This is a genomic window from Mycobacterium sp. IDUB_17, assembly GCF_055419465.1.
The window spans coordinates 936,039-946,839 of record NZ_JBVAXS010000003.1; the positions used below are offsets into that span (position 1 = coordinate 936,039).

Annotated in this window: 11 protein-coding genes; 7 read left to right on the top strand and 4 right to left on the bottom strand. The window is 67.6% G+C overall.

The window, feature by feature from the left end:
• The first annotated feature begins 39 nt into the window (after positions 1-39).
• Genes ACZYZ7_RS17520 through ACZYZ7_RS17535 form a run of 4 tightly spaced genes read left to right on the top strand, consistent with a single transcriptional unit; the run spans position 40 to position 3,744 of the window.
• Positions 40-990, top strand: coding sequence for a metal ABC transporter solute-binding protein, Zn/Mn family (locus ACZYZ7_RS17520; protein ID WP_450072450.1), 951 nt, complete (start codon positions 40-42; stop codon positions 988-990).
• The gene (locus ACZYZ7_RS17525; RefSeq protein ID WP_450072436.1) at positions 990-1,766 is read left to right on the top strand and encodes a metal ABC transporter ATP-binding protein; all 777 of its coding nucleotides are present in this window, start codon (positions 990-992) and stop codon (positions 1,764-1,766) included. The genes ACZYZ7_RS17520 and ACZYZ7_RS17525 overlap by 1 nt, the downstream gene beginning before the upstream one ends.
• Positions 1,766-2,632, top strand: coding sequence for a metal ABC transporter permease (locus tag ACZYZ7_RS17530; protein WP_450072437.1), 867 nt, complete (start codon positions 1,766-1,768; stop codon positions 2,630-2,632). The genes ACZYZ7_RS17525 and ACZYZ7_RS17530 overlap by 1 nt, the downstream gene beginning before the upstream one ends.
• Positions 2,633-2,643: 11 nt before the next feature.
• On the top strand, positions 2,644-3,744 hold the full coding sequence (locus ACZYZ7_RS17535; RefSeq protein WP_135458886.1) for a LacI family DNA-binding transcriptional regulator: 1,101 nt from the start codon (positions 2,644-2,646) through the stop codon (positions 3,742-3,744).
• Here ACZYZ7_RS17535 and otsB read toward each other — a convergent pair.
• A complete protein-coding gene (otsB, locus tag ACZYZ7_RS17540; RefSeq protein ID WP_135458884.1) occupies positions 3,741-4,499 on the bottom strand; it encodes a trehalose-phosphatase in 759 nt (252 codons plus the stop codon). The two genes, ACZYZ7_RS17535 and otsB, sit on opposite strands and share 4 nt — an antisense overlap.
• A gap of 3 nt (positions 4,500-4,502) precedes the next feature.
• Positions 4,503-5,108 (bottom strand): cholesterol catabolism transcriptional regulator KstR, encoded by a 606-nt coding sequence (gene kstR, locus ACZYZ7_RS17545; protein ID WP_164480958.1) that lies wholly within the window; start codon positions 5,106-5,108, stop codon positions 4,503-4,505.
• A 273-nt stretch (positions 5,109-5,381) separates the two neighbouring features.
• On the opposite strand from kstR, the gene ACZYZ7_RS17550 reads away from it, so the two are divergent.
• Together ACZYZ7_RS17550 and ACZYZ7_RS17555 are read left to right on the top strand one after the other, a co-directional pair.
• Positions 5,382-7,523: an acyl-CoA dehydrogenase family protein gene (locus ACZYZ7_RS17550; protein ID WP_450072438.1), complete on the top strand. Its 2,142-nt coding sequence runs from the start codon at positions 5,382-5,384 to the stop codon at positions 7,521-7,523.
• 18 nt (positions 7,524-7,541) lie between these two features.
• Positions 7,542-8,069 carry an AAA family ATPase gene (locus tag ACZYZ7_RS17555; protein ID WP_286175177.1) on the top strand — a complete coding sequence of 176 codons (528 nt, stop codon included), beginning with the start codon at positions 7,542-7,544 and terminating at the stop codon, positions 8,067-8,069.
• 17 nt (positions 8,070-8,086) lie between these two features.
• Here the strand turns inward: ACZYZ7_RS17555 and ACZYZ7_RS17560 are convergent, their stop codons facing one another.
• The gene (locus tag ACZYZ7_RS17560) at positions 8,087-8,656 is read right to left on the bottom strand and encodes a hypothetical protein (protein WP_450072451.1); all 570 of its coding nucleotides are present in this window, start codon (positions 8,654-8,656) and stop codon (positions 8,087-8,089) included.
• A gap of 28 nt (positions 8,657-8,684) precedes the next feature.
• On the bottom strand, positions 8,685-9,743 hold the full coding sequence (locus ACZYZ7_RS17565) for a 2Fe-2S iron-sulfur cluster-binding protein (protein WP_450072439.1): 1,059 nt from the start codon (positions 9,741-9,743) through the stop codon (positions 8,685-8,687).
• Positions 9,744-9,911: 168 nt separating this feature from the next.
• On the opposite strand from ACZYZ7_RS17565, the gene hsaA reads away from it, so the two are divergent.
• Positions 9,912-10,801: 3-hydroxy-9,10-secoandrosta-1,3,5(10)-triene-9,17-dione monooxygenase oxygenase subunit (gene hsaA / locus ACZYZ7_RS17570; RefSeq protein ID WP_463741410.1), on the top strand; the 890-nt coding region annotated here is incomplete at its 3' end.

Sequence of the window (10,801 nt, forward strand, 5' to 3'; positions counted from 1 at the left end):
CGATTTTCAATAAATCATCATCCGGGCGTGCATCTGCTAATGCAAACGGTTATCGTTATCGCCGTGCTCCTGCCCCTGAATCTCCGCGCCGTGGCCACCGCGTTGCTGCTGGCCACCCCATTCGCCCTTGCCGCCTGCGGCTCCGAAGGGGCCCAACAGCCCGAGTCCGGCGGGAACTGCGTGACCACACCGGTCAACGTGGTTGTCAGCGTCGACCAGTGGGGCGACATCGTTTCGGCGCTGGGCGGTGACTGCGCGAAGGTGACCACGGTGGTGGCCGGGTCGTCGGTCGATCCGCACGACTTCGAGCCTTCGCCGGCGGATGCGGCCAAGTTCCAGGGCGCACAGCTGGTCGTCATCAACGGCGGGCACTACGACGAGTGGGCGGCCAAGCTGGCCCAGAGCACGGCGCCGAATGCCACCGTGCTGCGGGCCGTCGGCGAGTCCGACGACCCCGCCGCCAACCCGCACGCCTGGTACAACCCGGCCGCGGTGACCGGCGTCGCCGATGCGGTGAGCGAGGAACTGGGCCAGATGGCTCCCGAGGCGCGGGACTACTTTGCCCAGCGCCGCACCGAGTTCACCACCTCGATGCAGCCCTACCAACAGCTGATCACCGACATCAAGACCAAGGCGCCCGGTAAGCGCTACGCCGCCACCGAAACGGTGTTCGACGACATGGCGGCCGCGGTCGGCCTGGTCAACCAGACGCCGGCCGGCTACCAGGCGGCCTCGTCCAACCACACCGACCCGTCGCCGGCCGACTTGGACGCGTTCCTGCGCCTGCTCGCCGATCACGGGGTCGACGTGCTGATCTACAACACCCAGACCGAAGGTTCGCTGCCCAAACAGATCCGGGCCGCCGCCGAGAGCGCCGGAATTCCGGTCGTCGATGTCACCGAAACGGTGGCGCCGGGTGCGGAATCGTTCGAGGCTTGGCAGGTGAACCAACTGACCGCGCTGGCCAAGGCGCTCGGAATTCAGGCCTAGTGTCACCCCGCAACGCAGAACCGGCTCTCGTCTTCGACGACGTCAGCGCCGTGCGCGGGGGACGGCTGATCTGGTCGGAGGGCACCTTCGAGATCCCGACCGGTGGCATCGTCGCACTGATCGGCTCCAACGGATCGGGCAAGTCGACGATGCTGCAGGTCATGCTGGGCCTGCTGCCCGCGGCGTCGGGTTCGGTCCGGGTGCTCGGTGGTGCGCCAGGTGAGCACAACGACCTGATCGGTTACGTGCCGCAGGATTACGCGGCAGGTGCGGGGGAGGCCATCCGGGCCCGGGGTGCGGTGACCCTGGGGCTCACGGGGCGGCGGTGGGGCTTCACCCGAACCTCGGCCGCCGACCGGGCCCGGGTCGACGAGGCGTTGGAGTGGGTCGAGGCCACCGGGTTCGCCAATATGCGGCTGTCGGAACTGTCCGGAGGGCAACGCCAGCGCATCGCCCTGGCGAATGCCCTTGTCGGACATCCCAAGATGCTCATCCTCGATGAACCGTTGGCCGCGCTCGACCTGCGCAACCAGCACGAGATCGTGCAGTTGCTGGCCCGGCTCAATCAGGACCTCGGCGTCACGATTCTTGTTGTCGCCCATGACCTCAACCCGCTGCTGAGCGTGCTCGACAGCGCCATCTACCTGCTCGACGGGCACGCTCACCATGCGGCCATCGACGAGGTGGTGGATGCCGAGTTGCTGACCCACCTGTACGGGACCAAGGTGCAGGTGGCCAACACCCCGCTGGGGCAGATGTATATGAGGAGCGGGTGATGTCGGCGGGTCTGCTGGCGCAGGGCACTTTCGCGATGGGCTACCAGCACAACTGGTGGCAGATCCTGACCTCGGCGTTCATGCGTAACGCGTTGATCGGCGGCACGCTGGTGGCGCTGGCCGCCGGGCTGATCGGCTATTTCGTCATCGTGCGCAACACCGCGTTCGCCGCCCACGCACTGGCCCACATCGGTCTGCCCGGTGCCACCGGTGCGGCGCTGCTCGGGCTTCCGGTCGGGTTGGGGTTGGGGGCATTCTGCGTCGGTGGAGCGCTCGTCATCGGGGCGCTGGGCAGCCGCGCCCACGACCGCGAGGTGGCCACCGGCACGGTACTGGCGCTGGCCACCGGCTTCGGTCTGTTCTTCAACTCGTTGGCCACCAAGAATTCGTCGACGCTGACCAACGTCTTGTTCGGCAACCTGCTCGCCATCACCCATCAGCAGTTGCTCATGTTCACCGCGTTGCTGGTCGTGTTGGCCGCCACGGTCGTATTCGTTTTCCGCCCATTGCTGTTCGCATCGGTCAACGCGCAGGTGGCCGAGGCCAAAGGCGTACCGGTCCGCGCATTGTCGGTGCTGTTCATGGTCCTGCTGGGGATCGCGGTGACGATGGCGGTGCTGGCGGTGGGCACGCTGCTGCTGTTCGCGCTTGTCGTCACCCCGGCCGCGACGGCAATCATGGTGACGGCCCGGCCGATCCTCGCGATGACGATCTCGACCGGCATCAGCGTCGTGTCGGTGTGGGCGGGGCTGGCGGTGTCCGCAATCTTCAACATGCCGCCGAGCTTCGTGATCGTCACGATTGCCTGCGGATTCTGGCTGGCGGTATGGACGGTTGACCGGGTGCGGAATTCGACGATCCACTAGCCTCAGACAGCATGCCGAGGAGTCCCCACCCGCCACGGCGGGCCACCCTGGCTTCCTTGGCGGCTGAACTCAAGGTTTCGCGGACCACCATCTCCAACGCCTACAACCGTCCTGACCAGTTGTCCGCCGAGCTTCGCGACCGGATCTTCGATGCGGCGAAGCGGTTGGGCTATGCCGGGCCCGACCCGGTGGCGCGCTCCCTGCGGACCCGCAGGGCCGGCGCGGTCGGGTTGATCATCACCGAGCCACTGAACTATTCGTTCAGCGATCCCGCGGCGTTGGATTTCGTTGCCGGACTTGCCGAATCCTGCGAGGCGGTGGGGCAGGGGCTGCTCCTGGTGGCGATCGGACCCAACCGCAGTTTCGAGGACGGTTCGGCGGCGGTGCTCTCGGCGGGCGTCGACGGATTCGTGGTGTATTCGGCCTCCGACGACGATCCCTATCTGCCGGTGGTGCGTCAGCGCCAGTTGCCGGTCGTGGTGGTGGATCAACCCAAGGACGTTCCCGGGGTGTCGCGGGTCAGCATCGACGATCGCGGCGGGATGCGCCGGCTCGCCGAGCATGTGTTGGACCTGGGCCACCGCGACATCGGCCTGCTGACCATGCGGCTGGGCCGGGAGTGGCCGCACGAGGGCACGAAACCCGCACTGGCAGACCCAGATCGGGTGTTGTCACCGCATTTCCATGTGCAGCGCGAGCGGATTCACGGTGTGTACGACGCGATGACGGCCGCCGGTCTCGCGCCGGACCGGCTGACGGTGGTGGAGAGCTACGACCATCTGCCGACGTCCGGAGGGGCGGCTGCCGAGGTGGCGCTGGATGCCAATCCCCGTATCACCGCGCTGATGTGCACCGCCGATGTGCTGGCGCTGTCGGCCATGGATTATCTGCGCTCGCGTGGCATCTACGTGCCGGGGGAGATGACGGTGACCGGTTTCGACGGGGTGCCCGAAGCGTTGCGCCGCGGTCTGTCCACCGTGGTGCAGTCCAGTGTGGCCAAGGGGCGACGGGCCGGCGAGTTGCTGCACAATCCGCCGCGGGACGGGCTGCCGGTGATCGACGTGCTCCCCACCGAAGTGGTGCGCGGCCGGACGTCGGGCCCGCCGGCCTAATCCGTTTCGACGGAGCGGCGCGCGTCCAGCAGGTACTTCAGTGCTGCCACAACATCTTCGGGCTCGTCGACCCGGTATTCGGCGAGCGTCTCGCCCGGTCCCACCTTGACGCCGACGTCGCCGTCACGCAGCCGGCGGAACGCCTTCTCGTCGGTGACGTCGTCGCCGAAGTAGATCACCGCCGATGCCCGGTGCTCGTCGCGCAGGATGTCGATCGCCTCGCCCTTGTCGGTGGTGATGACCGCGAACTCGAGCACCGCCTTGCCCTTGGTCAGCTGGGCATCCCACGCCTGTGCGGATCGCAGTGCTTGCGCGCACGCGGCTTCGGCGTCGCCGGCCTCGGCGTTGCGGACGTGCAGGGCCACACTGGCGGGTTTGACTTCGACGGTCACCCCGGGCCGGATGGCGGCGATCGCGGTGAGTTCGGCGGCGATCCGATCGAGCAGGGCACGGTCGATGGGGTGGGCGAATCCGGAGTCGAATTCGGCGCCGTGGCTGCCGACCATGTGCACGGCCGCGGGCATCCCCGACAGCTCCCGCAGTACTTCCAGTGCGCGGCCGGAGATGAGCGCGGTCGAGGTGTCCGGATACTGAGACAACGCCACGAGCGCGTCAGCGCCGTCGCGCAACGGGCGCGCGTCGGCGGGGTTGTTGACGATCGGCGCGAGGGTGCCGTCGAAATCCGAAGTGATCAGTAGCCGTGGTGCCTGTGCGGCCCGGGCCAATGCGTCCTGGAGTTCGGCGGGAAGGCTCACCCGCTAGATCTTAGGTTTGTCCTCAGCGCCGATCAGCAGCCGCACGGCCAGGTCCAGTCGCTTGCTGACGTCGGTGGCCGAGGCCCGCCGGGTCAGCCAGGCCAGCAAGTTGGAAAGCCACACGTCCGAGATGACCCGCGCGATGTGGTACTGGTCCTCGGTCGGCTCGCCGTCGCTCATGGCCCGGGCGAACATCGAATCCATCAGCTTGCCGACGTGGTCGACCTCGCCTGCCGCCGAGGCGTCGGCGAAGACGAAGGCCCGCGTCATGGCCTCGGTGAGCAGCGGGTTGCGCTGCATGGCCCGGTTCAGCTTGCCGACCATGAAGCTCAGCCGCTGGTAGGGCGTGCCGCCGGCGAGTGCGGCCCGGTCGGTCTTGGCGTCGATGCGCTCGAACTCCCGGCCGAGGGCCGACACCAGCAGATGGACCTTGGACGGGAAGTAGCGGTAGAGGGTGCCGACGGCGACATCGGCGCGCTCGGCCACCGCGCGCATCTGGACGGCCTCGTAGCCGCCCTTGGATGCGATGGCCAGGGTTGCGTCCAGGATGCGCTTGCGGCGCTCCCGCTGTGCTTCTGAGCCGAGTTCGGATTCGGCGAGAACAGCCACGTTCAGAACCTCACGCGGTCGGGTGTCCGAAGCGGACGATTCGCTGCCTGCCTGCTGTGGTGCGCTGGACATGCGGTGTGTGGCCCCCTCTCGTCGCGTACCTTGACGAAAACGATACGCACGGCGATCTCCTTCTACGCACCTCCGCGCCGGTAAACACACGGACGTGTCCTGCTGTGATGCGGGTCGACTTGACGGTCGAACACTGTCACCATTAGAACACGTTCTAGTGGGAAGCACGGACTTCTCGCTTTAGGGGCTAGGAGGTCCACCATGGCCGGCGCATCCGCCACCATCACCGACGAGCAGTTTGCCGCCCGTGACCTGGTAAGGAGCTGGGCTGGCTCAACCGACACCGCCGCGGCGGTCCGATCCGGCGAAAACGATGCCGATGCATGGCGCAGGCCGTTTCAGGGTCTCGCCGAACTAGGGATCTTCAGCGTTGCGGTCCCGGAGGAGCAGGGTGGCGCCGGCGGCACGGTCGAGGACCTGTGCGCGATGGTCGACGAAGCCGCCGCGGCGCTGGTGCCCGGTCCCGTGGCCACCACTGCCCTGGCCACCCTGGTCGTGACCGATGAGGCCGTGCTGGAGGCCCTCGTGTCGGGTGAGCGCACCGCCGGTGCGGCGCTGAGCGCGGACCTGACGCTGTCCGGTGACTTCGAAACCGGCACCGTCTCGGGCACCGCCGAGCACGTCCTGGGCGCGGATGCCGCCGGGGTGTTGCTCCTTCCGGCCGGGGACCGCGTGGTCCTGGTCGACGGGAGTGCCGCCGGGGTGAGCGTCGAATTGCTCACCGCCACGGACTTCTCGCTGCCACTGGCCCGGGTCACGCTCGATTCGGCGCCCGCGCAGGTGCTCGACGTCTCACGGCAGCGGTTCGAGGACATCACCGCCGCCGTCCTGGCCGCTGAGGCCGCCGGCCTGGCGCGGTGGACCCTGCAGACCGCCACCGAGTACGCGAAGGTGCGCGAGCAGTTCGGCAAGCCGATCGGCAGTTTCCAGGCGATCAAGCACATGTGTGCCGAGATGCTGCTGCGCTCCGAGCAGGTCTCGGTGTCGGCGGCCGACGCGGCACGCGCGGTGTCCGAATCCGATGATTCCCAGCTGTCGATCGCCGCCGCGGTGGCGGCGGCCGCGGGTGTGGACGCGGCCGAGGCCAACGCCAAGGACTGCATCCAGGTGCTCGGCGGTATCGGCATCACCTGGGAGCACGAGGCGCATCTGTATCTGCGTCGCGCATACGGGATTTCGCATGCCCTCGGTGGCCGGCGCCGGTGGATCCGCCGGGTCTCCGCGCTGACCCAGCAGGGTGTGCGCCGTGAGCTCCGTATCGATCTGGAGTCGGTGGCGGAGCTGCGCCCGGAGATCAGTGCCGCGGTCGCCGAGGTGGCCGCACTGTCGGTGGAGAAGCGCCAGGTGGCCCTGGCCGAGTCCGGGCTGCTGGCCCCGCACTGGCCACGTCCCTACGGCCGCAACGCATCTCCGGCCGAGCAGCTTCTGATCGATCAGGAGCTCGCGGCGGCCGAGGTGGAGCGCCCGGATCTGGTGATCGGCTGGTGGGCGGTGCCGACCATCCTGGAGCACGGCAGCGCCGAGCAGATCGACCAGTTCGTACCGGCCACGCTGCGCGGTGACCTGGCCTGGTGTCAGCTGTTCTCGGAGCCGGGCGCCGGTTCCGACCTGGCCGCCCTGCGCATGAAAGCTGTTCGCGCAGAAGGCCCCAACGGTGAGCCCGGCTGGAAGTTGACCGGCCAGAAGGTGTGGACCTCGGCGGCGCAGAAGGCGCACTGGGGCGTGTGCCTGGCGCGTACCGACGCCGACGCCCCGAAGCACAAGGGCATCACCTACTTCCTGATCGACATGAAGACACCCGGCATCGAGATCCGCCCGCTGCGGGAGATCACCGGCGACGAGCTGTTCAACGAGGTGTTCTTCGACGACGTGTTCGTGCCCGACGAGATGGTGGTGGGCACTGTCAACGACGGCTGGCGGCTGGCCCGCACCACGCTGGCCAACGAGCGGGTGGCGATGGCCGGCGGGACTGCGCTGGGCAATCCGATGGAGGAACTGCTGCGCACCCTCGGCGCGCAGCCCGACGTCGACCCGGCCGATCTGGACCGCCTCGGCGGCTTGATCCTGACGGCCCAGGTGGGTTCGCTGCTGGATCAGCGGATCGCCCAGCTGGCGGTCAGTGGTCACGACACCGGTGCGCAGGCCAGCGCCCGCAAGCTGATCGGTGTGCGCTACCGCCAGACGCTGGCGGAGTTCCGGCTGGAACTGTCCGACGGCGGGGGTGCGGTGCGCAACCGTGAGGTGCACGACTTCCTCAACACCCGCTGCCTGACGATCGCGGGCGGCACCGAGCAGATCCTGTTGACCCTCGCCGGTGAGCGGTTGCTGGGCCTGCCGCGGTAGGTCACTAACCTCCAAGGCGTGATCATCGTCGTCACCGGTGCAATGGCGTCGGGTAAATCCACTGTGGCGCAGCTACTGGCCGAACGGTTCGAGCGATCGGCGCACGTGCGCGGAGACGTATTTCGCCGTTTCGTCGTCGGTGGCCGGGCGGAGCCGACCGAGCAGATGAGCTCCGAAGCGCAGGCGCAACTTTCGCTGCGCTATCGGCTCGGGGCGGCGAGCGCCGACGCATACGCCGAGGCGGGCTTCGTGACGATCTGGCAGGACATCATCGTCGGCCCGTACCTGGCCGATGTCGTCGGCATGCTTCGGACCCGTCCGCTGTTCGTAGTGGTACTCGATCCTGCCCCGGAGGTCATCGCGCAGCGGGAGCACGCGCGCAACAAGGTTGGTTACGACACCGACTGGGACTGCACGGGTTTCGTCGAGACGATTCGGTCGACGACGCCTCGATTGGGACTGTGGCTGGACACCTCAGCCATGACCGCGGAGCAGACGACGCAGGCGGTGCTCGACGGCCTCGACCGCGCGAAGATCCCGGCTTAGCGCTGGTTGGACAGGCTTCAGAACCCGGTCTGGGTGCAGGCGGTCGGCGTGGTGAGGTTGACCCCTCCGAAGACCACCTGGATCACTGAGCAGATGATGAACTGGTCCTTCGTGTTGGGCTGGCCGGTGCGCCACTCGGTGGGGGTCGACACGCCCTCGACGCGGAACCGTTCGATCGGTCCGCCGCCGAAGTAGGTCGCCGAGATCTCGACCTTGTTGACCGACCGGTACAGCTTCGACAGCACGTTGTCGTGATTGGAGCCCTTGATCTCCCGGGGCATCCCGGCCGGCGCGCTGTACGAGGCCTCCTGCCAGGTGTCCTTGTTCGTGCTGCGCAGAGTGATGGTCTGCCGCGCCCACGCGTCACCCGGGAAACCGATGGGGCCGTCCGGCGTCAGCAGGTTGGCCTGCGTGTTGAACGTGCACTGTGTGCCCGCGCAGTCGGCGTTGACGTGCATCTCGATCGTGCCCTGGGGGCTCGGGACCGAGGTGACGGCCGAGTTCGCGGCCGCCGTGGCCGACGTGGGGAACGTCAGCGCCGCCGCGGTCAGCACTGCTGCCGCGCTCGCTGCGGGGAGCCTGTTGATCGTCATCGTCAAGAAAGGTATCCGCTCGTTACTCGTCGTAGGTGACTTCGACCGAATCCGACACCGGCGTGGCCTGGCAACCCAGGATCAGGCCCTCGTCGAGATCGGAGGGTTCGAGCACGTCGTTGATCTTCATCTCGACGTCTCCGGACTTCTTGAGTACCGCGCATGCGCCGCAGTGGCCTTCGCGGCAGGAGAACGGCGCATCCAGGCCCTTGTCGAGCAGGACGTCGAGCAGCGTGGCCGAGCGCGGCCAGCGGACCTCGTGGGTGGTGCCGTCCAGGGTGACGATCGCGGTGGCCGGCCCCTGGTCGCTGTCGTCTTCTTCGATCACGACGGCGGCGAACGGGTCGGAGTCCAGCGACTTGAACACCTCGATGTGGATGCGCTCGTCGGCGGCACCGGCCTGCTGCAGCGCCTGCTCGGCCGCGGCCATGAACGGTCCGGGCCCGCAGATGAAGGCCTCGCGAGCGGCGTAGGGCGCGACGAGCCCGGCCAGCGCGGCGGGGCTGGGCAGCCCCTGCACGGTCTCCAGCCAGTGCACGACGGTGAATCGGTCGGGGTATTTGGCGGCCAGTTCGCGCAGGGTGGCGCCGAAGATGACCGAGTTCTCGTCGCGGTTGGCGTAGACGAGGACGACGTTGCCGCTGCCCTCGGCGAGCGCGGACTTGCAGATCGCCATCATCGGGGTGATACCGCTGCCCGCGGCCAGCAGCAGGAAGTCGCTGTCGAGATTCTTGGGCACGAACGTCCCGGACGGGGCCAGCACGTGCATCCGCATCCCGGCGTGTGCGTTGTCGCACAGCCAGTTTGACGCGTAGCCGTCGACGGTTCGCTTGACCGTGACGGTCAGCTGATCGTCGGTCACCGGCGAGCTGGACAGCGAGTAGCAGCGGGCCACCGAGCCGGTGCGATCGCTCGGTACCCGCAGGGTCAGGAACTGCCCCGGGGCGTAGCGCAACCGGTCGGCGGGGATGTCCGAACCTTCGGGGACGGCGAACACCAGGGACCGCGCGTCGGCCGTCTCCTCGATGACCGCACTCACCTGCAGTTCGAGCACATGGCTGCCCAATGGCTCATCAGTCACGGCTGGACCCTCTCATCACTCATAACTAGAACATGTTACAAAAACGTACTTGCCCAGGTCCAGCCCCGCATTACAAGGCCCTGCTCGACACAAATCGTAACGTGTTCTAATCTCTGTCTAGGCGGTCAGCTCGCGCTTATCGCAGTCCGAATCTTGGGAGGCATTTCCGTGACATCCATTGAACAGCGTGACGTGCAGGCGGTTCTGGCCGGCATCGATGAACTGCTGCCTACGCTGCGTGAGCGCGCTCAGGAGACCGAGGATCTGCGCAAACTGCCCGATGCGAACGTGAAGGCGCTGGAAGACATCGGTTTCTTCAAGCTGCTGCAGCCCGAACAGTGGGGTGGCCTGCAGTGCGACCCGACGGTCTTCTACGAGGCGGTCCGGCGGCTGGCCAGTGCCTGTGGTTCCACCGGTTGGGTCGCCGGCATCATCGGTGTCCACAACTGGCACCTGGCGCTGTTCGACCAGCAGGCCCAGGAAGACGTCTGGGGCGAGGACACCTCGGTTCGGATCTCCTCCTCCTACGCCCCGATGGGTGCCGGCACCGTGAGCGAGGCCGGCGACGGCTACATCGTCAACGGCGCCTGGAACTGGTCCTCGGGTTGTGACCACGCCACCTGGGCCTTCCTGGGTGGCCCGGTGATCAAGGACGGCCGGCCGGTCGACTTCGGCAGCTTCCTGATCCCGATCAGCGACTACAAGATCGACGACGTCTGGAACGTCGTCGGCCTGCGCGGCACCGGCAGCAACACCGTCATCGTCAAGGACGCGTTCGTGCCCAAGCACCGCTTCCTGTCCTACAAGGCGATGAACGACGGCACCGCCGGCGGGTATGAGACGAACACCGCCCCGGTGTACAAGATGCCGTGGGGCACAATCCATCCCACCACCATCTCGACCCCGATCGTGGGTATGGCCTACGGCGCCTACGACGCACACGTCGAGCACCAGGGCAAGCGCGTCCGCGCCGCCTTCGCCGGCGAGAAGGCCAAGGACGATCCGTTCGCCAAGATCCGGATCGCCGAGGCGGCCAGCGACATCGACGCCGCCTGGCG

Bases quoted from the DNA above. Each gene is read 5' to 3' on its own strand.
- ACZYZ7_RS17520 (WP_450072450.1), top strand. From the start codon at position 40: ATGCAAACGGTTATCGTTATCGCCGTGCTCCTGCCCCTGAATCTCCGC.
- ACZYZ7_RS17530 (WP_450072437.1), top strand. From the start codon at position 1,766: ATGTCGGCGGGTCTGCTGGCGCAGGGCACTTTCGCGATGGGCTACCAG.
- ACZYZ7_RS17535 (WP_135458886.1), top strand. From the start codon at position 2,644: ATGCCGAGGAGTCCCCACCCGCCACGGCGGGCCACCCTGGCTTCCTTG.
- ACZYZ7_RS17550 (WP_450072438.1), top strand. From the start codon at position 5,382: ATGGCCGGCGCATCCGCCACCATCACCGACGAGCAGTTTGCCGCCCGT.